General features: G+C 47.9%; 34 protein-coding genes, 1 tRNA gene and 2 pseudogenes. 27 read left to right on the plus strand and 10 right to left on the minus strand.

Translation table 11 applies throughout. The annotated features are described in order from the left end of the window. Positions 1-58 precede the first annotated feature (58 nt). The 4 genes from OGY37_RS04335 (at position 59) to OGY37_RS04350 (ending at position 1,688) form a co-directional block, all read left to right on the plus strand. A tRNA-Ser gene (locus tag OGY37_RS04335) sits at positions 59-148 on the plus strand. Between the two features lie 400 nt (positions 149-548). Then, entirely contained in the window at positions 549-797 is a 249-nt protein-coding gene (locus tag OGY37_RS04340) for a type II toxin-antitoxin system HicA family toxin (protein WP_032943882.1), read from the plus strand. Continuing rightward, the gene (locus OGY37_RS04345; protein WP_032943881.1) at positions 790-1,248 is read left to right on the plus strand and encodes a type II toxin-antitoxin system HicB family antitoxin; all 459 of its coding nucleotides are present in this window, start codon (positions 790-792) and stop codon (positions 1,246-1,248) included. Before OGY37_RS04340 ends, OGY37_RS04345 begins: the two co-directional genes overlap by 8 nt. Further along, entirely contained in the window at positions 1,248-1,688 is a 441-nt protein-coding gene (locus OGY37_RS04350; RefSeq protein WP_032943880.1) for a hypothetical protein, read from the plus strand. Before OGY37_RS04345 ends, OGY37_RS04350 begins: the two co-directional genes overlap by 1 nt. 323 nt (positions 1,689-2,011) lie before the next feature. Here the strand turns inward: OGY37_RS04350 and OGY37_RS04355 are convergent, their stop codons facing one another. The 6 genes and pseudogenes from OGY37_RS04355 to OGY37_RS04380 all read right to left on the minus strand — a co-directional run bounded on the left by OGY37_RS04355 (position 2,012) and on the right by OGY37_RS04380 (position 7,164). Continuing rightward, positions 2,012-3,046, minus strand: a complete 1,035-nt coding sequence (locus OGY37_RS04355) for a tyrosine-type recombinase/integrase (protein ID WP_103849311.1) — start codon at positions 3,044-3,046, stop codon at positions 2,012-2,014. Then, on the minus strand, positions 3,021-3,263 hold the full coding sequence (locus OGY37_RS04360) for a DUF4224 domain-containing protein (RefSeq protein ID WP_071667664.1): 243 nt from the start codon (positions 3,261-3,263) through the stop codon (positions 3,021-3,023). The genes OGY37_RS04355 and OGY37_RS04360 overlap by 26 nt, the downstream gene beginning before the upstream one ends. 70 nt (positions 3,264-3,333) lie before the next feature. Beyond that, the gene (locus OGY37_RS04365; protein WP_286620208.1) at positions 3,334-5,805 is read right to left on the minus strand and encodes a 3'-5' exonuclease; all 2,472 of its coding nucleotides are present in this window, start codon (positions 5,803-5,805) and stop codon (positions 3,334-3,336) included. A 141-nt stretch (positions 5,806-5,946) separates the two neighbouring features. Then, on the minus strand, positions 5,947-6,285 hold the full coding sequence (locus tag OGY37_RS04370; RefSeq protein WP_225622103.1) for an RrF2 family transcriptional regulator: 339 nt from the start codon (positions 6,283-6,285) through the stop codon (positions 5,947-5,949). A 45-nt stretch (positions 6,286-6,330) separates the two neighbouring features. Next, a pseudogene (locus OGY37_RS04375) lies at positions 6,331-6,471 on the minus strand (hypothetical protein); the annotation flags it as partial. Between the two features lie 303 nt (positions 6,472-6,774). After that, entirely contained in the window at positions 6,775-7,164 is a 390-nt protein-coding gene (locus OGY37_RS04380; protein WP_032949520.1) for a helix-turn-helix domain-containing protein, read from the minus strand. A 101-nt stretch (positions 7,165-7,265) separates the two neighbouring features. Here OGY37_RS04380 and OGY37_RS04385 point away from each other — a divergent pair, with 101 nt between their 5' ends. The 9 genes and pseudogenes from OGY37_RS04385 to OGY37_RS04425 all read left to right on the plus strand — a co-directional run. After that, a complete protein-coding gene (locus tag OGY37_RS04385; RefSeq protein ID WP_032949519.1) occupies positions 7,266-7,481 on the plus strand; it encodes a transcriptional regulator in 216 nt (71 codons plus the stop codon). A 2-nt stretch (positions 7,482-7,483) separates the two neighbouring features. Then, positions 7,484-8,038 (plus strand): toxin YdaT family protein, encoded by a 555-nt coding sequence (locus OGY37_RS04390; RefSeq protein WP_200024786.1) that lies wholly within the window; start codon positions 7,484-7,486, stop codon positions 8,036-8,038. A gap of 252 nt (positions 8,039-8,290) precedes the next feature. Next, positions 8,291-9,202, plus strand: coding sequence for a DnaT-like ssDNA-binding domain-containing protein (locus OGY37_RS04395; RefSeq protein WP_233590552.1), 912 nt, complete (start codon positions 8,291-8,293; stop codon positions 9,200-9,202). Further along, positions 9,114-9,659 (plus strand): replication protein P, encoded by a 546-nt coding sequence (locus OGY37_RS04400; RefSeq protein WP_123260993.1) that lies wholly within the window; start codon positions 9,114-9,116, stop codon positions 9,657-9,659. Before OGY37_RS04395 ends, OGY37_RS04400 begins: the two co-directional genes overlap by 89 nt. Positions 9,660-9,674: 15 nt before the next feature. Further along, the gene (locus tag OGY37_RS04405) at positions 9,675-10,091 is read left to right on the plus strand and encodes a PerC family transcriptional regulator (protein WP_286620211.1); all 417 of its coding nucleotides are present in this window, start codon (positions 9,675-9,677) and stop codon (positions 10,089-10,091) included. Between the two features lie 5 nt (positions 10,092-10,096). After that, positions 10,097-10,435, plus strand: a complete 339-nt coding sequence (locus tag OGY37_RS04410) for a DUF977 family protein (protein ID WP_024174857.1) — start codon at positions 10,097-10,099, stop codon at positions 10,433-10,435. Beyond that, positions 10,432-10,626 carry a hypothetical protein gene (locus OGY37_RS04415; protein WP_072144090.1) on the plus strand — a complete coding sequence of 65 codons (195 nt, stop codon included), beginning with the start codon at positions 10,432-10,434 and terminating at the stop codon, positions 10,624-10,626. The genes OGY37_RS04410 and OGY37_RS04415 overlap by 4 nt, the downstream gene beginning before the upstream one ends. A gap of 208 nt (positions 10,627-10,834) precedes the next feature. After that, a complete protein-coding gene (locus tag OGY37_RS04420; protein ID WP_286620213.1) occupies positions 10,835-11,392 on the plus strand; it encodes a DUF550 domain-containing protein in 558 nt (185 codons plus the stop codon). Between the two features lie 51 nt (positions 11,393-11,443). Beyond that, positions 11,444-11,563, plus strand: a pseudogene (locus OGY37_RS04425) (3'-5' exoribonuclease domain-containing protein); the annotation flags it as partial. A gap of 243 nt (positions 11,564-11,806) precedes the next feature. Here OGY37_RS04425 and OGY37_RS04430 read toward each other — a convergent pair. Beyond that, on the minus strand, positions 11,807-12,187 hold the full coding sequence (locus OGY37_RS04430; RefSeq protein WP_053271636.1) for a hypothetical protein: 381 nt from the start codon (positions 12,185-12,187) through the stop codon (positions 11,807-11,809). Positions 12,188-12,466: 279 nt separating this feature from the next. Here OGY37_RS04430 and OGY37_RS04435 point away from each other — a divergent pair, with 279 nt between their 5' ends. Further along, on the plus strand, positions 12,467-12,664 hold the full coding sequence (locus OGY37_RS04435; RefSeq protein ID WP_053271635.1) for a hypothetical protein: 198 nt from the start codon (positions 12,467-12,469) through the stop codon (positions 12,662-12,664). 223 nt (positions 12,665-12,887) lie between these two features. Here the strand turns inward: OGY37_RS04435 and OGY37_RS04440 are convergent, their stop codons facing one another. Next, positions 12,888-13,451, minus strand: coding sequence for a hypothetical protein (locus OGY37_RS04440; RefSeq protein ID WP_170973743.1), 564 nt, complete (start codon positions 13,449-13,451; stop codon positions 12,888-12,890). Positions 13,452-13,942: 491 nt separating this feature from the next. On the opposite strand from OGY37_RS04440, the gene OGY37_RS04445 reads away from it, so the two are divergent. From OGY37_RS04445 to OGY37_RS04470, 6 genes are all read left to right on the plus strand, one after another. Further along, positions 13,943-14,176, plus strand: coding sequence for a DinI family protein (locus OGY37_RS04445; protein WP_016236996.1), 234 nt, complete (start codon positions 13,943-13,945; stop codon positions 14,174-14,176). A gap of 45 nt (positions 14,177-14,221) precedes the next feature. Then, the gene (locus tag OGY37_RS04450; RefSeq protein ID WP_048221170.1) at positions 14,222-14,467 is read left to right on the plus strand and encodes a hypothetical protein; all 246 of its coding nucleotides are present in this window, start codon (positions 14,222-14,224) and stop codon (positions 14,465-14,467) included. Between the two features lie 129 nt (positions 14,468-14,596). Next, on the plus strand, positions 14,597-14,797 hold the full coding sequence (locus OGY37_RS04455) for a hypothetical protein (RefSeq protein WP_048221172.1): 201 nt from the start codon (positions 14,597-14,599) through the stop codon (positions 14,795-14,797). Positions 14,798-14,799: 2 nt separating this feature from the next. Next, positions 14,800-15,159, plus strand: coding sequence for a RusA family crossover junction endodeoxyribonuclease (locus tag OGY37_RS04460; RefSeq protein ID WP_286620216.1), 360 nt, complete (start codon positions 14,800-14,802; stop codon positions 15,157-15,159). Next, on the plus strand, positions 15,156-16,196 hold the full coding sequence (locus OGY37_RS04465) for a DUF968 domain-containing protein (RefSeq protein WP_286620219.1): 1,041 nt from the start codon (positions 15,156-15,158) through the stop codon (positions 16,194-16,196). The genes OGY37_RS04460 and OGY37_RS04465 overlap by 4 nt, the downstream gene beginning before the upstream one ends. Positions 16,197-16,209: 13 nt before the next feature. After that, positions 16,210-16,815: a hypothetical protein gene (locus tag OGY37_RS04470; protein ID WP_086523782.1), complete on the plus strand. Its 606-nt coding sequence runs from the start codon at positions 16,210-16,212 to the stop codon at positions 16,813-16,815. A gap of 313 nt (positions 16,816-17,128) precedes the next feature. Here OGY37_RS04470 and OGY37_RS04475 read toward each other — a convergent pair whose 3' ends face one another. Then, entirely contained in the window at positions 17,129-17,503 is a 375-nt protein-coding gene (locus tag OGY37_RS04475) for a FlxA-like family protein (RefSeq protein ID WP_167373427.1), read from the minus strand. Positions 17,504-17,647: 144 nt separating this feature from the next. Between OGY37_RS04475 and OGY37_RS04480 the strand changes: the two genes are divergently transcribed. The 4 genes from OGY37_RS04480 to OGY37_RS04495 all read left to right on the plus strand — a co-directional run bounded on the left by OGY37_RS04480 (position 17,648) and on the right by OGY37_RS04495 (position 19,300). Further along, the gene (locus OGY37_RS04480; protein ID WP_057068805.1) at positions 17,648-17,836 is read left to right on the plus strand and encodes a hypothetical protein; all 189 of its coding nucleotides are present in this window, start codon (positions 17,648-17,650) and stop codon (positions 17,834-17,836) included. A gap of 153 nt (positions 17,837-17,989) precedes the next feature. After that, positions 17,990-18,268, plus strand: a complete 279-nt coding sequence (locus OGY37_RS04485) for a phage holin (protein WP_003832349.1) — start codon at positions 17,990-17,992, stop codon at positions 18,266-18,268. Then, on the plus strand, positions 18,240-18,788 hold the full coding sequence (locus tag OGY37_RS04490) for a lysozyme (protein ID WP_057068804.1): 549 nt from the start codon (positions 18,240-18,242) through the stop codon (positions 18,786-18,788). Before OGY37_RS04485 ends, OGY37_RS04490 begins: the two co-directional genes overlap by 29 nt. Beyond that, positions 18,785-19,300 carry a DUF2514 domain-containing protein gene (locus tag OGY37_RS04495; RefSeq protein ID WP_057068801.1) on the plus strand — a complete coding sequence of 172 codons (516 nt, stop codon included), beginning with the start codon at positions 18,785-18,787 and terminating at the stop codon, positions 19,298-19,300. The genes OGY37_RS04490 and OGY37_RS04495 overlap by 4 nt, the downstream gene beginning before the upstream one ends. A 69-nt stretch (positions 19,301-19,369) precedes the next feature. Here OGY37_RS04495 and OGY37_RS04500 read toward each other — a convergent pair whose 3' ends face one another. Continuing rightward, a complete protein-coding gene (locus OGY37_RS04500) occupies positions 19,370-19,909 on the minus strand; it encodes a cytochrome b (protein ID WP_057068799.1) in 540 nt (179 codons plus the stop codon). Positions 19,910-20,217: 308 nt separating this feature from the next. Here OGY37_RS04500 and OGY37_RS04505 point away from each other — a divergent pair, with 308 nt between their 5' ends. From OGY37_RS04505 to OGY37_RS04515, 3 genes are read left to right on the plus strand one after another with little or no spacing between them, the layout of a single operon-like run. Next, positions 20,218-20,724 carry a DUF1441 family protein gene (locus OGY37_RS04505; RefSeq protein WP_032943862.1) on the plus strand — a complete coding sequence of 169 codons (507 nt, stop codon included), beginning with the start codon at positions 20,218-20,220 and terminating at the stop codon, positions 20,722-20,724. Between the two features lie 3 nt (positions 20,725-20,727). Beyond that, the gene (locus OGY37_RS04510) at positions 20,728-22,845 is read left to right on the plus strand and encodes a phage terminase large subunit family protein (protein ID WP_275399229.1); all 2,118 of its coding nucleotides are present in this window, start codon (positions 20,728-20,730) and stop codon (positions 22,843-22,845) included. Further along, the gene (locus tag OGY37_RS04515) at positions 22,842-23,057 is read left to right on the plus strand and encodes a hypothetical protein (protein WP_044711201.1); all 216 of its coding nucleotides are present in this window, start codon (positions 22,842-22,844) and stop codon (positions 23,055-23,057) included. Before OGY37_RS04510 ends, OGY37_RS04515 begins: the two co-directional genes overlap by 4 nt.

The raw sequence follows: 23,057 nt of genomic DNA on the forward strand, positions 1-23,057 counted from the left end.
GACGGAACGGGGTCTGTTAAAATGCCAAATTACCTGGCATCATGGCAACCGCCAAAACGGAGAGATGCCAGAGCGGCTGAATGGACCGGTCTCGAAAACCGGAGTAGGGGCAACTCTACCGGGGGTTCAAATCCCCCTCTCTCCGCCACTATTCAAACACTTAGCTCAATTCCTTTCAACGACTCATGTCACACTTGGTATAGTGTTGGTATACTTTCTTGGTATATTCCTTTAGCTTTTTGAATTCAATACTCATCTTTCATACCCACATTTCCCGCAAGAGTAAATTTCTTGATACAATGTTCTTCGTTTAGAATGTCCCAATGATCTAAACGCAACTAGCTTAAGCCTGTATCCGTTCTGATGCTTATGCTGTGGTGTGAAGGGACAACTTAACCATCTTGATTCTAAAACCTGCGTTGTGTTTGTTGCATTTGGTGATCGCATTTATTCAATACATAAAATGTGATGACTCATAAGGGGATTTTCCTATACAATCACTTGCAACTGAATTTTAGTTGCAAACATGCTCTTGATGGATATACTTGATGAGTAAAAGCAAGAAACTAAGGGAGCGGCTTGGAGCGCTGCCAAAGGATTTTACCTGGGAAGAGCTTGTTACACTTCTTGGTCAGTATGGTTTTAAAGTTTTAAACGGTTCTGGTTCAAAGAGAAAGTTTGCTAATGATCACGGTAGGTTAGTGTCATTTCATTGCCCACACCCCGGCAATATAGTGAAAGGGTACATACTCAAGGAAGTAAAAACTCTTTTAGATGAGCTAGATAATTATGAGTAATATGCTGAAATATAAAGGTTATTTTGGAAGTGTTGAGTTTTCTTTAGAAGATAGAGTTCTTCATGGAAAAATTCAATGCGTCAATGACCTTGTTACTTACGAAGCTGAGAATCTAGATGGCCTACAACTTGCTTTTGAAGAAGCTGTTGATGATTATTTGGATACATGCAAGGCCTTGAACAAAGAGCCAGAAAAACCAATGAGCGGTACTTTTAATGTCCGTATCGGCTCAGAACTCCATAAAAAGGTCTATTTAGCAGCTTGTGCTGAAGGTAAGAGCCTTAATGATTATGTAAAAACGGCGATCGAAGAGAAAGTCGCTGGTAAAAAAGAATTCCATTTCCACTTCGAAAAACGCGAAAGAACAGAAGTTTTCACTCATGAATACGTCTCAAGGTCAGAGCGTGAAACCAAGTGGAGAGGAGATATTGAAAAAGGGACTCGCCACTGATGTTGGAAAAAATCAAATACCAGGGTTTTACAATCTCTGCGTCTCAATTTATTGAGCACAAGGATAGTGAAGGTGGGCGCTTTAAACTGCTTGTCAGCGACAGTGAGTTTGCTTCTGGATATGACGAGGAACAAAAAAAATGCTGGGCACAACTGGCAATAGAAGCCTCGATCAAGGGATATGACGACGATGCATTAATCGATCCGGACGAACCTGACGAAGAAGGTTTGGCTTTCGAAGTTAATCTGAAAATTGACGTTTTCTATGATATTGACGGAGATAAGCCAATTGAGGAAGAATTTTATGAGTCAAACTTATGGTTCTTCGAAAATTTCACGTCCATCACACTGAAGCTGGCATTTGAGTCAATATTAGAACGTACTCCAATGCGAACCATCAAGCTTCCATGGTCAGTTCCATTGGTTGCTGTAGAAGAATAAAGATTAAGCCCTGCTGAGAACAGGGCTTAGGGGGCGGAAAGTCTGAGAAACTTTCCGGTGTGTATGGAGGTAACCCAGCCGCTACACTTATGTTGACAAACGGAGTTTAGCTGCTCTCCTGACAATACGCAACCTGTATGGGTTTACAGGTCTGCAGGGAAAGATAGCTAATGGCTACTACGACCTGTACTAAATGCGGGAATACTTGCGAAGTCATCTTCCGCTACACCGTATGTGTAGATGGAGTTGTTAGGCACGCAAAAAAAGGAAAACCTTTTCCTATTCCTCTATGCAACTGTTCTGAAAAGAAAGCTGCGTGATCTTTAGTCCAATTTAACCCGCTCAGGCGGGTTTTTTATTGCAGGTAAATCAAGAGTTGGTGTGACTTTCACTTTTCTGTCATAAACCACAACTTGGCTTTCAGTTTTGTGACCTGAGAATAGTTGTTTGTCCTTACTCGAGCCTTCGTAATCAGATATTCCCTTGGCTTTGAGATCATGAAATGTACACGGCAGTTTTCTATCTAGTTTTTTTCCTGCTGCTTCCCTTGCGGTTTCCCACAGATCGTTAAATCCACTTTTCGAATATTTAGTTTTTTTGCTGCTACATATAACCGTTTCCCGCCCACCCAGGGTTTTTGCAAGTTCGATGGCGTTATGAAGCCGTTCAGTCCAGACTTTTATTTGTTTAGTGCCGGTCTTTCCCTGCTGGATAAAAATGCCTTCCTCGCTTACTTGCGACCATTTGAGAGAAAGAACATCCGAAACGCGAGCCGCACATAAGTAAGATATCTCCATGCCAACCCGGAGAGCTGGTGCCGCCTCTTCATAAATTGCCTGATATTCTTCATCTGTCACGTACACGTCACGGGCTTTTAAAGAGAACTTGCGCACTCCTTTACATGGATTTCCTTTCACGTACCCTCTTTCATATCCCCATGAGAAAACACGCGACATCCCGCCGAGTTCCTGGTTTGCCTGGTTAATACTGCGTTGGCCACGTTTATCCATATAGATCCTGACCATCTCAATTTTTATGTCATCTGCTCGCATATTCCCGAACACTGGGACCAGGTTTTTTTCATACGACCTGTAATCAGTCTGTGTCCGCGGAGCCAGTTCAGCAAAAGCTGGGCTACTGGTGAATAACTTCCATAATTTAGAAAATGTCATTACGTCTGAACGCTTGGCTTTTTCTTCTTCATAACGCGCCCATAGCCGGGACATACTCGTCCCGGTAATAGGTGCAAGAGTTACGCTTTGTTTTGTTCCTTTTGGCTTCCACACATAGCTATAACGGTTTTTAGTTACGCGTGGCGGGAGGTGCTTGTCTTTAGGATCTTTTCTTGGTCTGCCCATTGATTGCGTCGTAATTTGGCTCAAGTGCAACATATTCATCGACCTTAGGTAATTCAGAAACTCCGGGATCAATACTTCTGCGCAATACAATTGGGCGGTTCCGCCCATCAGTGGTGAACGGTATGCCGTGACACCGCAGCTGTCGCTGCTGGTGGGTGTAGCGCTGATAGCCAGTAATTTCTGCAATTTCCTGAGGAGACAGTGTTAGTTCGTGCATAGCTCATCTCTCTGATGACCTGCCTGTAGAAACATACCAGGCAGGATCCGTAAATTGTGAAATTAGAAAATCAGTTTGCGGTCAGGCGTTGCCAGATTGCAGAGACGTATTTGACCTGGTGTCGGGCGTCAGAAAGCGCATTGTGCATGTCGCCTTCAAACGGGATATCGAAGCGCGGGTTGATACCGACAGATTTACCCAGTTCGACCATGGTCCTTACGTCCCTGTCATTCCAGAACGGAACAGCGAAGGGGGTATCTGTTAACGCGTATGCGCGGCGAAGAATGACGTTATCAAACGAACATCCATTACCCCATAATTGAACAGTGTGGCTACCGTTAGCAGCATTTTCAGCAATAAAGTCAGCCAGAAGTTCAAGGGATTCACGCAGCCCCATAGCTTCATCAACAAGAATGGCAGAGCGGGCTTCAGATGATTGTTTTAACCACCACTGAATTGTCGACGCATCTGGTTTCATGCCAAACGACATCGATGACTCCAGATTGACAACCTGGTAAAACTCGGCGCCAGTGTTACCAGTTGAAGGATCAAAAAATACAGCGCCGATAGAGACTATTGGGGCATCAGGACCGTTGCCCATGGTTTCCATATCAACCATTAGGTGAGTATAGAAAGCGTTCAGGGGAGCCGTTTCAATATGGTGAACGGGTTCATTATTCAGGGAAGCTGACGCGTCACCAGTTGCATCAGCGCTTTTAACTGGCAAAGCTGCTGCTTCGCCCTGAGGCACATCAGGATTGGCTTTGATTTCGCTGTTGTCAGTTTTTTCCATCTGCACATCGCTGGTGGTTTCCTCGGTATTGGCTTGATGTAATTTTTCTTCGACGGCGCGCTGGCGTACCTGGTCTACGACAGAAAGCGCCGGCGCCGGCTGGTTACCCATCAGGCCATCAATGGAGAAAACACCGTTGCCCATGTTGGCGATTTCTGGTTGCTCGGTTATTGCCTTCTGTTCAGCTGTGGACTTCTCTTTAATCTCGTTTTCCCAGCTTTTTTCTGGTACGTGACCGGCTGCCGCCAGGATTTCTTCAGTTGGGTGCTGGTGGTCGGTTTCAGTCAGGTTTTTTTTGATGTAACGGCTCAGCAGTTCCGGGAAATGGTGAGTGTTTTCTTCTGCACTACGAATAAGCGCGAAAATAGCGGCGCGGGAATAATCCAGGATGCCAGCGCGTTTGCGCAGGGCGGCGGACCACTCTTTGAACGGGCTTTCGTTTTTAGAAATGATTTCTTTTGCACGACGGAAAACGCCACCAGGAATATCGTAGATGTTGAAATCCATTGGAAGTGTGGCCAGCGCAATATCAATGTCCAGAGTATCCAGCGTGTGGACAAGTTGCGGGTTGCGATCGGTCTTATTGCCTCCACCAGCGTTGGTTCCGGAGTCAGTGCGCTGAATCTGCGACACACGATTGCCCTTACACCACTCTTTAACCAGCAGCCCACGGTCAATGTGTTCAGTGTTGAACCAGGCCTTAAAGAACTGAATGACGGTGACCAGATCAACTCGTTTTCCATCAACCGGAAAAACGGTTTTCAGCGCGCTGACAATCTTCCAGATATCGATCTCTGGCGCTTTCCTGAATGGTTCTACATTCTCGGCGGCAAGCAGCAGGTTCTGCACATAGCTGTTATCCACATCCAGCTCGAGTTCCTGAATGGTTTTCTTCTGCTCAGTATCAATATGGTAAGCATATTCTTCAGAAATAAACTGAGCTAAGAGGCGCTGGCGTAGCGGCAGAGTCGCAACGGTAATAAGCGCTGGCGTTACAGGTGGAGTGGCATGTTCATCACCCGCAACTCCTGCTTTCTTTTGATTAACCCACTCCTGAACGGTAAGAGCTCGCTTTTCTGGTTCTTCAATCCATTCGGTAATAAATTGCTCAAATGAAGCAACGGTATAGACCTGCTCACGGTCAAAGACTTCTTTTATTGCATTTGCCAGCTTCCACTCAACATGAGCAGAAAGCTCTTTCACCGACGGCACATTCGCAACGGCCAGTAACAGGTTTTGTACATAGAGATCATTTTCGTCCAGTTCCATTTGTCCGATCTGGATGTGCTGCGCTTCACTGATTTCCTTCTCTTCAGTGTCATTGACCAGGTGCGCAATCAGTCGCTGAGACAGGCGTAGGCGAGATATTGGGCGGAGCAACTCTTGTGCATCGCTGGTGGGTACATTGGCACTGGTAGTTTCAGGTTTTTGCTGGCTGCAAGTCTCCTGATTTTCATTATCCGGCTTCTGTTTCAGTTGCCACGTTTGCTGGTCTTCTGCCAGTTCGTAACGATCGCACCATGTGTCATCGAGTGTGCTTTCCTCAGGAAGATCGTCAACAACAAACCAGTTGGTGCGAACTGGTAATTGATAATCGGCACCACGACCGACGGCAATACCATTGTCTTCGAGAATATTGAGGATTTCGCGTTCTGCACGGGAATCTGATTTCGCAGAGAACCAGCAAAACAGGTTATTTGCCTCAGTTGCTTTCGCTTTGGCTTTAATAAGATACGCATACGTTAACATTGCGTTCGGGCTCCGTAGGATTGTAAGATACCCGGCAGCTGATGATCGCCGCCTAAGGTAGTGGTTATTGGTCAAAACTCGTTCCGGAAAGCTTTGGTCGGCTGACCGGGTACTTAACCCGCCTTGCGCGGGTTTTGTGCTTTATGGGGTAGGGGATTTTCCCTGCGCTAGCTGTGCGACGGGGACCCACTCCAGAGCATTCAGCACAGGCTCAAATGAATCAGGCGTGTGAGTAACGGCGCGAACGACGTCAGCCACGCTGGGGTTTGCTTTGCTAAGGTGATACCCGCCACCAGCGCCACGCTGGCTGGTGACGATTTCACTGCTGCGTAGCTTCGAGAAAATCTGCTCGAGGTAAGACACAGACAGCTTTGATTCCTTGCTGATTGATGCGATGGAAACCGGACTGCCGTTGTAAATTCTGTTGAGGATGGCAACCACCTGAACAGATGCCACCACACGTTTCATTCCAAATTCCATAGTCACTTCCTTACTGATGCTGGCAACAGCCATTGGTCAAACTCGTTATGAACGAACTGCAGTCTGTTGGTCGGCAGACGGGTCGCCCTTCTGGGCGAGCATGTAGCAAATCAGTCGAATGATTACTTCAATACGGTTTAGATGTACGGCCTGACACCGCACTGGTTTACGTGCGAAATCGATCATGGATTTATCCTCTTGCGTTGCCCTTGTCGCCAGGCTGGCGGAACGTTGAACCTGCTGCGTGTTAATACTTGTCATCTCATCCGGTGATTCGTATGCCGCCGGCAGCTACTTCGTGGGCGTCCTGCCTCGATGACGTTTTCGATAGAATGATTAAATCATTGGTTTAATGTTTGTGTCAATCATCAATTGATGCGGAGGCAAACATTTGCTTTATCAGTCGTGAAAAACTAAGGGGAGGGAGGTTCTGACAAAAGGGCGAAAAAAAACCGGCAAACGCCGGTTTCAATGGATGGGAATAAACTCTTAGTTCACATCGTTAGCCTTAAAACGACCACGAAGATATTTCTCAACGTAATCATCAATTTCCTTTAACCGCAGTGCAAAGGTATCGATCATTCGCTCTTGCTCTGCCTCTGGTAGCTGCCTAAACAAGTTAAGCATTTTGCTCTCGTTAGGCTTGAGACCTGAATCTTCTGATACTTTCTCACCTAACAACCAAGTAACGGACACGTTGGCGGCTTCCGCAATTGCTATGGCGGACTTCTTACTGATAACTCCCTTCTTAAACCACCCATTCACAGCTTGAGGCGTAACTCCTGCAATGCGAGCCATATCAGCTTTGCTGATCCCTCTTTGAGTAATTTCTTCTAAGCGGGCTACCAGTTGGTTATTGAGATCGTCAGTGTTTTTCATACACCCATTGTAAATGTTTGGTTTATAGTCACAATAAATTTAAAGTTTGCAATTGATGTAAACCTATGGTTTATTACTCCCAATTTAAAAAGGAGATAGTTATGACAGCCATTGATAACGCAATTCGACTAGCTGGCTCGGCCAATAAATTAGCTTGCACGATTGGTGTAAGCGGAATGGCAGTAAGTCAGTGGAAAGCAAAAGGTACTGTTCCTTCGTCACGGGTACTTCAAGTCTTTAGCGCTACAGGGGTTACCCCCCACGAACTTAGACCCGACTTATACCCAAATCCAACGGATGGATTACCTAAGGAGTGACCATGCAAACCATCTCTTTTAAAAACCATACCCCGACGATGGTGAGAACTCAGAAAACAAAAAATCAGTTTTCTGTTTGTCGCCGGGATTGGATGAAGTGCAAAAAAATCTGGGTTGCCGTTCGTGAATGGGAATCGACATTACCAGGACAGGCACAGGAACGGATCGCTCAGCTGGTGGCCGAAGAGTGGGCCAAGGCAGATGGCCGCGGAATTGCTGTTAATAAGCAGAATTTATTCCGGTATCTGAAAAACGAAGGGGGGTCAGAAAAGTATACGGCTTACGTTATGCAGCTGTCAGTCTCAATCATTGCTGCTATGCCAGTTCAGATTGCCAGGAAGCACGGGTTAAGTAATGCGAGCACAGAAGCAGAGCTGGTGGCGAACGCTATCAAAGAGTGCAGTGAGGCACACCATGCGAAATTAATTGGCGCGCCATTACAAAAGCTCGAGAAGGAGATTCGTGAGGCGGCAATCGCATTGTTCAACATGTTACCTGCTGACGCGGCGGGACCACTACTGGCGAGTATAAGCGCCGTAGCGCCGCAATTGTTTTAATCGAGTTTTGACCAATGACCATTATTACTGCAACTCGCGGGGTGAAGTATGCCTAATCCTTTGGCTAAGGCCATGCCTAAGAGTAAGGCTAGTAACGAGCCTTACCGTAAGGTGAAGATCACCATGTGGGATGATCCTAAGTTTCGAGCCTTATCACCACTCCCGCCAAGTGGGCAGAGTCTGTTTATTTACCTGCTTACGGGTCCATTCACAGGGATTATTCCCGGGCTGTATAAGGCGGGAAGGGCGGCTATGGCTGAAGAATTAAACTGGGATGTCGAAGCCTTCGACTTAGCCTTAAGCGAAGCCATAGCGTTAGGTATGGTGGAAGCCGATCTTAAAGCCAGAGTTTTTTGGTTGCCTAACGCGGTGAAACATAACCCTCCAGCATCAGTGAACGTGATCAAATCATGGGCACGATCGTTTGAATTACTGCCTGAATGTTCACTGAAAGATAAAGCATATGAAGCTCTCAAAGCCGCCTGCTACGGGGTTTCTGACGCTATGGGGACGGCTTTTGATAAGGCTTTCGCTTTGCCTAAGGATAAGGCTAAGTCTTTGGCTAAACCTTTGCCATCAGGTATCCAGAAAGCAGTTAGCAGTAAACAGATCTTAAACCCCTCTCTTAACGCGGGCGCGATGAAAAATCCGAATGGGGATGAACTGCCATCCCCGGCCATGCCCCGATACCTGGACGGTGTTGATGAACCGATCGGGAAATTCAGCATGACAGATAGCTGGCTTCCCTCCAGAGACTTCCGACAGCGCGCTGCATCGTGGGGTATCTCCCTGCCTGAACCAGATTACCTTCTGACTGAACTCGCAGAATTCACTGCGTATTGGGAGTCGGAAGGGAAAGTTTTTACACAAATCCAGTGGGAACAAAAATTTGCCCGACATGTAGCCCGGGTGAGAACGCAGGTAAAACCAGAAACCGGAGGTAACAGTCATGTGGGAGCAGGATCCGAACCAACAGCATCCCGGGCAGTTCAGCAAATTCAGTCAGCACACGCAGAGTGGCGCCGCAGGAATGGACTTGATGGCGACGGAAACAGCCTGGCGACTGTGGCAGGTCATGGGGGAGGTGTATTCGAACCGATGGACCCAGAAGAACGGGGCGGAGCCTTCGCCTATCTGGATAGCCCAGATAGGTTCGATGACTGAACCCCAAATTCGGCTGGTCTGTCAGCAGTGCATGGAGCGCTGTGCGATGGGAAATACATGGCCGCCTGACCTGGCTGAGTTTGTTTCTCTGGTTTCAGTGAGTGGAGCGAATCCATTCGGACTGACATCGGAGCAGGTTATGACGGAATACCGGCGCTGGCGAAATGAGTCATATCGGTATTCAGGAAGCGATAAATATCCATGGCCTCAGCCCGTGCTGTATCACATCTGCATCGAAATGCGCAGAACAGGCGTTGAACGACAAATGACAGAGGGGGAACTGAAACGACTGGCGGAAAAGTTACTTACGAAGTGGTCGAAGCATGTTGGTAACGGACTAAGTGTGCCACCAATTCGACGTCAACTGGCGGCGCCGCACCATCCGGCGGGACCAACGCCAGCGCAAATACTGATGGAAGAATACAAACGCCGCAAAGCGGCGGGTTTAATTAACTAAAACGAGTATTGACCAATGACCATAGAATTATCTCAGAAAGATCGGGTAGCGATAGTGGTACGCCATACCCCGAACTGCGTATTACGTGATGTGTGTGAAGCTCTGGATATTCCATCTGGTACCGCAGGTAAGTTTCTGCGCGCGCTGACTGTTAACGGCACAGTCCTGCGTACTCACAACGGAACTCAGTATGTTTATAACATCGCTACGGATGCAGAATTACCTGACGTAAAGCTGCCATTCATGGAAGAGAAAAGCGATCCGGTTGAAACGCAATTAGCTGAGAAAATGGCGAAAGACCTGAAGTCCCGGGGACTCTGGCGGCGCGCGGCAAAGGTATATACCGACATGTTAGACATTGCCCGCAGTTCAGCTGAAGTGGCACGTATAGCGCAGCAACGTAATGAATGCCTGCGTATGGCCCGGAGATGATCAGCATGCCAAGACCAAATACACCAGAAGAGCAGGCGGCACTTATCCGGGTGATCATCGAAGAGGTGAAAATCCGCGGTCGTTTAACTGTTAGCGAGGCATCACAGATGTTGTCGCTGCATCGTCAGACTGCTGAGAAGTATTTCCGCGTAGCAGCCGAACGCGGCGAACTCATTCGTTACGGTCGTCTAGGTTTGTTCAGGGACCCAAAGGCTGTAATTGATTTCGATCTCCAGCGATTCTCATACGGTTCGAGTAAGCCTCTGATTGAGTTACCAGCAGATTTTCGGGGAAGTGCGGTTATGCGTCGGGTTATAGATATCGTGGGGAGGATGCCAGCATGACAACCGAAAAACTGGCGTTGAATTATGACCCAGCCGATCCCGACAAGATGCGATTACCGGCTGGCATAACATGTGGTAATTGCCACCATATCCATCGTTGTAAAGCAATTTTTGGACACACGGAGTCGAACACATATTGCGATTGGTCACCGTCGCGATTTACTGCTGGCATTGGCGTGAAGGGGGTGTGAGTCAGTGGAAAAATGTAATCGCTGTATTGTCGGCCTGATTGGGTCGCAGCCAGTTCTTTCCAGTGACTGGGCTAATGCGGTCGTAAATTTTGAAATCGTAATTGCTGACTGGAACGAGAAAACCAAACGCTTTGCCGTTCCGCATCCTGGATTCGCCCATAAGTTCAATTACTGCCCGCATTGCGGAAACAAGGTAGAGGACTAACCCATGACAACTAACAACCACCCGGCGCACGGTCCTGTATCACTCGATCGCTTGCACCAGATACGCGAAATACTCAGCAAAGCAGCAGCACAAAGCGACGGCGGTAATCTCGGCTACGCAATGGCTGATGCAGTGAAGGTGATTGATGGGGTTCTGGAGTCGATAGCCCGTGAGCAGGTACGCTGTGAACATGCAGCATGGTCAGATGAAACATTCGGCGATGTCGGTCCAGTTTGTCCGCTGAAGCACCTTTCCAAAGAAGCTATCGAGGCTGCTGCTGAACCAGACGAGATGAGCGAATGGGCTGACATGCAATTCCTGTTATGGGATGCGCAACGTCGTGCTGGTATCAGTGATAAGCAGATTACCCTGGCGATGGTAGAAAAGCTGGCGGTTAACAAAAACCGCCAGTGGTCAGAGCCGAAAGACGGTGAACCGCGACTGTATATCAAAGCGCAGTCAGAATCGGTGCTTCCTGGAATTGAATGCGATATCTGCGGACATGTATCTACTGACCCAGAGGGACGGCACTACTACTGCGAGGATAACAGTAATGATTGATAAATACCGTTTGGAGAATATGCGACGCGAAAGCGGCGAAAAGGGAGAACTCGGGACATGCCGTTTGAAGGTGACATGCATAATGCCCTAGTCGATGCGAAACATCAGGCTATGTATGTCTCAGCCATCTGGAAGCTGCTAATCATCACCCCAGATAACAGCGAGGCATAACATGACTGAGCAACCTGATGATCTCCTCACTCCGGGCGAGGTATGCCAGAAGCTGGGAATTACGCAAAAAACATTATGTAAATGGAATACAGAACACCGACACCGGTCTACATTGGCCCCGTGTAAAGTTCAGCGCTAAGGTTGTTCATTATGAGCGCCGTAGCATAGAAGCTTTTATCCAGAAATGCCGGAGCCAATATTGATCTAATGTGGGGCTATTGTTTTTTAACAAATGTCCCTCATTTAACTTTTTTGTGTGTTAAGTCCAATTCTGACCCCACACATAAAATCACCAATACCTGCGCCAACACTGTTCCCATCAGCAACATAATCACCTTTGAAAGCTAATTTCCCATCCATATAGAAGAATCTTATCTCCCCATATCCACTATCACAGTCGGCATCTTTAATACTAACTTTGTAGTACTCTACTTTTTTATTTTTTGTTTGATACATGAACAAGGCAGATGAATCACCTTTTACATTTCTAAATGTGCCTTTTTTTGCTGAAAAAATGCCATCATCAGCTGTAGTAACCTCAACCCAGTTACTTGTCGTTTCAGCAAAAGCAACACTTGCAACAAAAAGAGCAGAAAAGCCCAGTAATGCGATTTTCTTAGCCATAAACAATATTCCATTTATTTAGGATTTTTCTTGATTCTATCTGTGTTTTAAATAACGTTCAACTACACACCGCATGCCTTCTTAAATGGGCATGGAGAGCCATTCAACCCCGTAGCCTTAGCAACGCAACTTGCGCGAGAATGTTCCGCTTTTAAGTCGCAGCGAGACAAGACTCATGAGTAACATAAAGTTAACCCGCTACGTCGGTTTTTCACTCTCTATTGTATATGCTATTTTTTATGCAATAAGAGCGATTCGTAGGACTCTTCTGGGGAAGGTATGGATTCAACAATCGACGAAGAAAAACGCATAGAATTTGAAAAATTCATCATTGAAAGGTTTGGTGATGCAGTTAATCTCCGCAGAGCGAAAAATGGCGGTAATGGATATATATCATGGGAGGCGGCTGTAGCATGGATTGTCTGGAGGGAGCGCTCATCCCATCATGAAGCAACGCCTACCTCTGACGGGAACTGAATTAGTATGGTGCTGCCCGGAGCATCATGTCATTCACTATGTACTCCCGCTTAGCCACGTCATTTTAGATTTGATTTTGGTCCACCATGAGCGAGAAGCGGACCTGGAGAGGCGTTGGTACCGCGAACATGGTCACAGCAAAGCCAGAGCTATTTGGTTGCTCCGAACAGAATATTTTAGTTAGGGCTCGAAACGAGACTGTCGTGAAAACCTTATGTCTCTTCTATCCTGCATCTTCTTCGACATTGTATTTTCGTTGCTCAATATCCCATGGAAGCGCAGGTTGTTTGCGAACTAGTTTTCTTTTGCCGTTTGAGAAAAAATAAGTTCTGAGTTCTAAAAAATGGCGGCGTTTTTTCGTTTGAGGCTCATAGGTGATAAGAAAAAAAATCAAAGGCCTGCTTGCTTCACTCCATATTCTACTTGCTTTTTCAATAACAATATTGATGTTTTCATGCTGACAATATGAGATGAATGTGGAGAAATAGCACTTGTCGTTTTTTTCAAGCAGTTTGTCTAACTCGTTAACGCTATCTCTGTCTGCCTGATTATACTCCCACTCAACATAGGTTAAAATTTGATTGTCTGGATATTGTAGGACCGCATCGGTACGCCCGCCTTGTTCAAAAAATGTTCTTGCGCCCATTAACTTTGCACACTCGCGCATGACCAGGCCAACATGAATGGTCCAGTTGGAACGGTTGATATATTCACCTTTGAACACAGGGAAATCTTGATACCACACACAATTAAACAGACAGATAAAATCGCGCTCTACTCGCTTCAACGCCTCCCCCCCATTTTTTCAATAGATGATTTTTAAACTGATAAGCAATATCTCATATCGGCTATTTGTTACTAGACTTTAGGATTTTAATATCTGTGTTCCGATTCATGTGCTTCAGGTTGTTAATTCGGATTGATTTCACCTCTTATCACTTATCCATAGCTGATTTATCTACCATGAAGTGAACAAAGCCCACTCACAGCACTAACCACTCCTTTGCTGATTGAAAAAGATGAATGCAAGTTGGATAACGCTTTGCCTCATGGTCATACAGGTGCTCATTGATGATGCGATACAGAGGGCGAATCTCTCGGGATTGTGCCGGCAGAAAGAAATTGCCGCTTAATATAACACTGCTAATTCAACCCACTACGTCGGGTTTTCTTTTTTTACTACTGACAGGAAATTAACAATTTGTGCTCTTAAATCGTTGATCATTTCCGCGCATAGGTATACTGTATAAAAACACAGTATATGCAATGGGGGCCATTATGAAAGTTGAATTAACCATTGATCGCATGAAAGAACTTCCTAAAGGCGCGGTACCAGCACTGGAGAAAGAATTGCTTAAGCGTCTGAATGATCACTATGACAATTGCAGGCTCACAATCCGCCGTGCCGGTTCAGATGGGTTAAGTGTTTTTGGCGGTGACAAGGACGACAAAAAGAAAATTGAATCAATCCTCCAGGATACCTGGGAAAGCGCTGACGACTGGTTTTATTAATTATTTTGGGTGTTACTTTGATCCCGTTTACATGGGGGAGTTTAAGTGAAAGAAAAAGTAGAATTGCCCAAAAAAGGCTACGCAGTCATCAGATGTCACGATGGAGTCATCGTTGCCAGACTGCAATCATTTCCTGAGTGTGAGCGCGCACTGATGTACCGTCGCGGTAGCATGGTGTCTTTCATGCCTCTTCAGGATAATGAAATTATTGGTACACCTACGTTATTTACTCAGATGCTGGAAAGGGCTGGTTATCGCGTTACCCAGAATTCTGTTACACTCCCGTCATAGGCCTGAACAACCTATACCTGCTGCGCCACAGGAGAAAAGCCCCATGGCGCAAGAACAATTCAAGCAATCCCACATACTGACGTTAACCAACGCCAGCGATTTTCTTTTTGCCGCATCCAGAGGTGCGTTATGAAGAAAAGCTGGTTTCAACATACCCAACTCACCACTGAGCAGGCTGACGAACTGGAAGCCCGCTATCACGCAAAGCAGATTAAGACCGAGCGTAGTCTGGATAATGACTTCGTTCATTGGACGATCAGCGCGTTCTTGCCAGAAGTATCTAAGCCTCCGCGTCAGGACAGAACCTGGCAACAACGGATCTGGAGGTGAATGTGAAAGTCTACAATATCACCCCAATGGGTAAGCCCAGAATGACGCGCGCTGACAAATGGAAAAAACGCCCCGAGGTTCTGCGTTACCGCGCTTTCTGTGATGAAGTTCGTCTGCGGGGTGTTGAGCTGCCGGAAAGCGGTTCACATGTCACCTTCATTCTGCCGATGCCAGCGAGCTGGAGCAAAAAGAAACGGGCTGAGTTCAACGGTAAACCACACCAGGCTAAACCTGATTTCGACAACATGATGAAAGCCCTGATGGATGCTATTTACGAAGATGACGCTCACATCTGGGATTCACGCGTCACTAAATTATGGGGAGAGAAGGGACAAATAATTATCGGGGAGATAGCAGAATGAGGGCGCTGCTGAAGCCGGTGGTTGCGCGTGAGCTTGGAATTGTGCTGCTCAAGCCGGGCAGCGAGCTGATGTCATTATTCAGTTGTGAACGTGTGCTGGTGGAAAGCCAGCCGGCAGGTATGGAACGGTTGCCTGCTGGCCGTGTTCCTGACGTTCGCCAGCCGCTTGCGTGTGACGAGTCGCTGCGACCGTTCTTCCTGGATGAAAAAGTTATAAAGGCTGCTGGTGGTTTGAGTGGCCTTGATTACTGGCTTCTGCGTTATGGCGGTAGCTGCTGCCAGTGGCCACACAGCGATTACCATTATCACGAGTTAACCACTCTGCGTCATGAACCCGGATCGGTTCTTCTGTGTGGACATTGTGATAACCATTTGCGCGACCACTACAGCGAACAACTTGCAGAGCTGGCGAGATGTAATGTTATTAGCTGGATTATCAACAGCATCATGGTGGCGCTGAATCAGGATCCTTCCAGAGAACTGTCGCTGGCGGAGCTATGCTGGTGGTCGGTGCGTATGGGTGTTACCGACGCAATTCCCGAATCAGTAGCCAGTCGGGCGCTTCGTATTCCTTCGGAAGATCATCAGTCAGTCATGCATGAATGCGACATCGAACTGGGTCTAACCGCCACCAGCATCATTACAGCCAAAGCCAGCACAGTAACCGTGAACATGCCACCAGCGCAGGTGCCTGTGGTTAAGCCTGTAGTTGGTGTTCTGGTCGATCCTGAGTCCCCGCAAACCTATATGAAACGTCCAAAGCGTATCCGTTGGACGGCCCCACGATATCTGGAATGGATTAAAACACAGCCCTGCGAATGCTGCGGCAAACCATCCGATGACCCACACCATTTAATTGGCTGGGGGCAGGGAGGTATGGCAACGAAGGCGCATGATATTTTCGCGATCCCCCTGTGTCGTCAGTGCCATACAGAACTACATAACGACCCGGTGAAGTTTGAGCGAAAGCATGTACCTCAGCCGGTAATGATTATCAGAGTGCTGGACCGGGCTTACGGGCTCGGTGTTCTGGCGTAAGGAGAAGAACAGGATGACACCACGTCAACGACGTAATCATTTTGAAGCACTTGGTAAAGCAGCATCTGCACCGCGTAAAAGCTGGCTGGGTAAATGTATCCTCCTGACGGGAATCCAGTCCGGATGGATTAAATCCCTGCTCACTACCTGGGGGGAAGGTGTGGGAGGAAAAACAGCGCCTCGTTTGCCGCGAGGACATGCGTGCTGGAATGTGCTTAAGGGACGGAACTGGTCAGATAAGGCACTCGAGCGATTCACCGTTGCGTTAAATCAGGCGAGAGAAGAGGGATTCCGTGGACAGCAGGCAATGAACAGGGCACACAGCATTCTCTGGCCCCAGTCACCTGTCAGTGTGATTGATGAAGCCCTGCATAATGATGATGTCGATTTTGTTGAGCAATGCGTACTGCAGGCGCTGGATATAAACGATCCGGTTTATGTTGTTGGTCTTCAGTATTACACCACCCGAAAAAAAATCTCAGACATAACCCGGGAACTGCAGGCGATTGCGCCATGGCTGACACAAGAAAAGGCCAGAGAGCGAGTGAAGTGGTGTTTACAGATTTTCAGAGCAAAGGTGTACCTGTCAGCGAAAGCACTTTTGGGAAGAGAGGAATAATGTTTTTGCTTTTTTGTGCTGTTTTTTGTGTCTGGTATTGAAAACTACCCAGAAAGTTAGATAATCCATTCATGCTTGGCAGAGCTGCGCCACGATGGCAGCGACGAAAAGCGAACAATTTAAATATAACGAGAACCCCGCCAGCGCGGGGTTTTTGCTTTCCGGCGATACGACAGGGGTATTCGCGAGGTGCATTGCACCAGTACCCCTGTCATATCGCCGACCTGAATTCGTTAACTTGAAAACAAGTTCTCACAATGCTCCAATGCTTTTTCGTTTCTAGCTCAGAGGAAAAATGAGAGAGGGGCAACTGCTAAACGTAGACATCAATATTTTTAGTATTATTCCCTGCAACGTTCGAACTTGAATTGTCACTTACCGTAGGTAATGCTACCGATGCCATTTGGTTTTTTTCTGCTTCTTGTTTTTGTAATTGAGCAATTTTTGCGTATATAGACTCGATTTGCCTTTGAATCATCTCCATCTGCTGTTTAAGCAGTTTTGCCTCATCTTCGGAGGTTACTTCATTTATTTTTGAACCCATGGCGCTGAGCTCTTTTGTCAACTCACCAATTTGTTTTTTCAGGTTTTGAATTTGTTGTGAAACAGAGTTGCCAGTACTTGAAGGTGCTTGTTTTACTGTGCTTTGCAGTATGTCCTGACCCAAAGTGCTAACTGTCATGCTCATGGTTGTTCCTCCGGCCTTACATTTATTACCCATTATCGTCATCTTTCGAAATTTCTTTATTAGCAAAGGTTAAGTTGTGGCTTCCTGCACCACAGCATTATTTGTGCCGCTCTATACTATCTGCTGAGTATCGCGGAGGAGCTTATGAAAGAAGGGTATTACTGGATTCAGCATGTCGGAGTTGTACAGGTAGCGTACTACACGAATGACACTGTTGATGATCTGGAATCGGGTAAAACAATCACAGGTGTCTGGCATCTGACCAGAGGCGATGACATTTGCCATAACGGTGAAGCAGAGGTGTTAGAAGGTCCTCTCTCTCCACCATTGTAAACAACCGTACTTACTTCGAGGCTGCCGCATGGCGGCCTTTTTCATTTCAGGCTCACGGGAATCATCCGCTACGTGCTTTGTTGATAAATCCAGCCCGTGAAGCCTGACCCTTTAATCACACACAGCGCCATCCGAAGAATCGGAGGTGAGGCTATGACCAGAATGAGCACCATTTACAGCAGACTTTCATATGGAACAGGAACCACGCTGACCGGCTGCGGTGTATCAGCGAAGGCATATGCCGAAACAGCTAAAACAGCAAAAGAGGTGTCCTGGATGTTGGCCGACAGAATTGCAGGGTTAAGCCTGAGCGACTGGGCAATTATTGTCGGTATCGCATGCACTGTTATCACTTGTGCAGTGAACTGGTATTACAGGAAAAAGGAAAGGGAGGACCGGCTTAATGGCAATGTCACCAAAGCTGAAGAATAAACTGAGCGCAGCGGTCGTTGGGTTAATTCTTGCCGGGGCTTCCGCACCCGTGATTCTCGATCAGTTTCTGGATGAGAAAGAGGGTAACAGCCTGACGGCGTATCGTGACGGCGGCGGAATCTGGACCATTTGCCGTGGCGCCACGATGGTTGATGGTAAGCCAGTAGTTCAGGGCATGAGGCTTTCTGCTGAGAAATGTGCCCAGGTAAACGCCATAGAACGCGACAAGGCGCTGGCGTGGGTTGAGCAAAATATCAAGGTACCACTGACCGAACCACAGAAAGCCGGGATCGCGTCTTTCTGCCCATATAACATCGGCCCCGGAAAATGTTTCCCGTCTACGTTTTATAAGCGAATAAATGCTGGCGACCGTAAAGGTGCCTGTGAAGCCATTCGCTGGTGGATTAAAGACGGTGGCCGCGATTGTCGTCTGACCAAAGGCCAGAAAAATGGCTGCTATGGGCAGGTAGAGCGACGAGATCAGGAAAGCGCGCTGACGTGCTGGGGGATAGACCAGTGAGCCTGCGCTATCAGTTCATTGTTATTTCGTTGCTGGTGGCCGTTGCATTCATCGCGGGTAGTGTATGGAGCAGCCGCGGTTGGGAAAAGAAGTGGGCGGAACGTGACAGCGCAGAATCATCGCAAACAGCGAACGCGCAGACCGCCGCCCGCATGATTGAACAAGGGCGCATTATTGCCCGTGATGAGGCTATAAAAGATGCACAAGCACAAGCCGCTAAATCTGATGCCACTGTTGCTGGCCTGTCTGCCACTGTTAACCAGTTGCGCACCGAAGCAACAAAGCTTGCCGCCCACCTGGGTGCCGCAAAGCACACCGCAGATCTTGCCGCTGCCGTCAGAAGCAAAACAGCCGGAGCCGACGCCGCAGTGCTCGCCGACATGCTCGGACGCCTTGCAGAAGACGCTCGATATTATGCTGCGCGATCTGACGAACGGTACACCGCCGGGATAACGTGCGAACGTATTTACGAGTCGGTGAGGCAGTCAAATAAAGCTGGTATTAAAAGATGAAATCAGGACAGTCATTATGGCAGTCGTTTATTGTACAACTGCCATGATGTACGATATTAAAGCCTCTGGTTATTTCTTTTCGTTACAATCAGGGAGCATCCTCAAAAGAGTATTGTCTTTCTGGATGTAGTGATGAAATAACGCTGCACCAGCATGTGCTGCGATTAAAAAATACCCGATGTTTGCCAGTGTTTCGTGTATATCTTTGATAAGTGACTTTATTTCTCCGTCAGGAGTAACGAAAGGAGCAATGTTAAAACCTAAGAAACTCCAGTCCTTTCCACCGTAAGCCATAATTGCAATACCTAGTAATGGTAGAGCCACAAAAGAAATGTAGAGCAGGATATGCATTATTTTAGCAGCCATCATCTGCCATGCTGGCGGGGGCGGAGTGATAGCTGGGTCATGATACTTATGTTTAATAATTAACCGTATTATCATTAAAAACCAGACAAATACCCCGGCATTGTAATGTGTTTCTTTCATAAGAAGGTAGGTATTGCTGCCTTTGGGAAACCATCCGCGCAGCTCCATAGCCGCATAGGTTATCGCTATTAACATCAGGGTTAACCAGTGTAAGCGAATCTGAAGTTTTGAGAATCTGACCATTATTCTTGCCTTAAACGGTGTATTACATCAACCATATAGGATGAAGCTTAACAAATCCTTATCTTCTCTAAGAGATTAAGAATCTGTTATTTGAGTGATCTCGACTGTCAGGTCTCTTCGTAATGGACTGGCTGATGTTAATTATCAAAAGGTACTCCTGGCGATTTTGAACACCGAGGGGGCGAGGACACGCGGAAAACGGCTGGTTTTTTGCATTTTATCGGCATCATCATCATTCCCTTAACTTGTTGATATTTCAGTCGTGAAATTATTCACGATGTCGAAATGGTTAATTATTGTTCATCATCATGGATAACGAACTGAAAAACCTTCGCCTCAATATCAATCAGCTGGCAGCGGTGACCGATCTTCATCGTCAGACGATTTCCAGCAGACTGAATAACGTTGAGCCTGCTCCGGGCAGTAATTCTCGTCTCAAGCTTTATTCTGTTGTCGATATTCTCCGGGAACTGCTGGGCCGAACCACGGCACCCGAGCTGGTGGATATCGATAAGATGTTACCGCCGGATCGTAAGGCGTGGTTTCAGTCCGAACGCGAGAGGCTTAAATTCCAGCAGGAAACAGGTGAGTTAATCCCGGCATCGACAGTGACCCGAGAATTTTCATCGCTGGCAAAAGCCGTCGTTCAGGTGCTGGAAACGCTGCCGGATATTCTTGAACGTGATTGTGCGATGACGCCTGCAGCTGTCGTTCGGGTGCAAAAAGTCATCGATGACCTGCGGGATCAGATAGCCCTGAAGGTTGAGCAGGCAGATACGCCGGAACAGGAGGACAGTTCGCCAGAAGAGGAGTAAGCCATGCGACAGGCCACGGCGGCGGAGCTAAGAAAAAACACTGCCGGGATCATCAGAGCACCGCGTCGAATGCCTGTAGCCGAAGCCGTACATAAATATATGCGTGTTCCGGTCGGTGTGGGTAACTCCGTTGAGTGGGATCCTAATCTTGCCCCTTATGTTGTGGAGCCGATGAACTGCCTGGCATCACGCGAATATGATGCTGTCATTTTTGTTGGCCCTGCCCGAACGGGTAAAACTATTGGTCTGATTGATGGCTGGGTGGTGTACAACGTTGTCTGTGATCCGTCTGACATGCTCATCATTCAGATGACGGAAGAAAAAGCGCGCGAACACTCAAAAAAACGTCTGGCCCGAACATTTCGTGTCAGCCCGGAGGTGGCATGCCGGCTGAGTCCTTCACGCAATGACAACAACGTGCATGACCGGACTTTCCTTGCCGGGAACTACCTGAAGATAGGCTGGCCGTCTATCAACATCATGTCGTCCTCAGATTTTAAATGTGTGGCGCTGACGGATTACGATCGCTTCCCGGAAGATATCGACGGGGAAGGGGACGGATTTTCTCTTGCTTCAAAACGTACCACCACCTTTATGTCGGCGGGGATGACGCTGGTCGAGAGTTCACCGGGCAGGGAAATCACCAATACGAAGTGGCGGAGAAAGTCACCTCACGAAGCCCCTCCCACGACCGGGATTCTTTCTTTATATAACCGCGGCGATCGTCGTCGCTGGTACTGGCCATGCCCACATTGCGGGGAATACTTTCAACCGGCCATGGAGGCGATGACAGGCTACCGGGAAACGTCTGACCCGGTAAAGGCCAGTGAAGCGGCGCATATTGATTGTCCGCATTGTAGCGGCATGATTACCGCCGACAGGAAGCGGGAACTGAACGGAAAGGGTGTCTGGTTGAGAGAGGGACAGACTATCGACCGTGAAGGCAACATTAGCGGAGAAGCACGACGCTCGCGTATTGCCTCGTTCTGGATGGAAGGACCTGCGGCGGCATACCAGACATGGGCGCAACTGGTTTACAAATTACTGACGGCGGAACAGGACTATGAGGCCACCGGCAGCGAAGAAACGCTCAAGACGGTAATTAATACGGACTGGGGGCTTCCTTATCTTCCCCGTGCAGCCAGTGAGCAGCGACGTGCTGACGTGCTGATGCTGCGGGCAGAAGACTATGACAAACGGCTCGTGCCGCCGAAAGTCCGTTTTCTTCTGGCGTCGGTGGATGTGCAGGGTGGGAAGAAACGCCGTTTTGTCGTCCAGATTATCGGGTACGGTGAAAACGGCGAACGCTGGCTGGTGGACCGCTATAACATCCGCCAGTCCCTGCGTTGTGATGAAAATGGTGAGGCGCAGCAGGTGCATCCCGGATCCTATCCGGAAGACTGGCAACTGCTCATCACGGATGTCCTCGAAAAAACCTATGCGTTGCAGTCAGACCCTTCGCGACGGATGCCCATTCTTGCAATGGCTGTCGACAGCGGCGGGGAAGATGGGGTAACGGATAACGCCTATAAATTCTGGCGCCAGTGTCGTCGTGACGGACTGGGTAAACGGGTTTACCTGATAAAAGGTGACAGCACCCGACGCCAGAAAATCATTACCAAAACGCACCCTGACAACACAGGCCGAAGCGACCGCCGGGCGGATGCGCGTGGTGAGGTTCCGGTATATCTGTTGCAGACAGACCTGCTAAAAGATCAGCTCAGTAACAACCTTGAGCGTGAAACACCCGGTGCCGGGTATATCCATTTTCCTGACTGGCTGGGGGAGTGGTTCTACGAAGAACTGACCTACGAAGAACGCGGTACGGACGGAAAATGGCGCAAGCCCGGAAAAGGCAATAACGAAGCCTTTGACCTTTTCTGTTATGCCCACGCCGTCGCTGTCCTGCGTGGTTATGAAAAAATCCGGGACTGGGAACAGCCCCCGGCATGGGCAGCTGCTCAGGAGAGTAATTCAAACATCATTGACGGGGATCGCCCCAGGGAGATTGCTGTGAAAAAAGCGGTACCTGTACGTTCGTCTCCTGTTTCTGAAACTGAACAGCCCAGCCCACTTTCTGGCGGCTGGCTGGGTGTCAGTGACAACGGAGGCTGGCTGTGACGAAATCAGAAATTCAGCAGATGCTGGTAACTGTGCGCCAGGCTTACCGGGATTCTCTGGATGGTAAAAGCGTGTCATTCACGGGGGTTAATGGCCGGGCAATTACCAACCATGACCCCAAAGCCCTGCGTGACGAGCTTGAATACTGGGAAAGGCGCTGGCGCGCTGTCTCAAACCGCAACGGCTCGTTCAAACTCGCTAACTTTCTGTAA

Source organism: Citrobacter sp. Cpo030, assembly GCF_030333005.1.
Lineage (GTDB): Bacteria > Pseudomonadota > Gammaproteobacteria > Enterobacterales > Enterobacteriaceae > Citrobacter > Citrobacter portucalensis.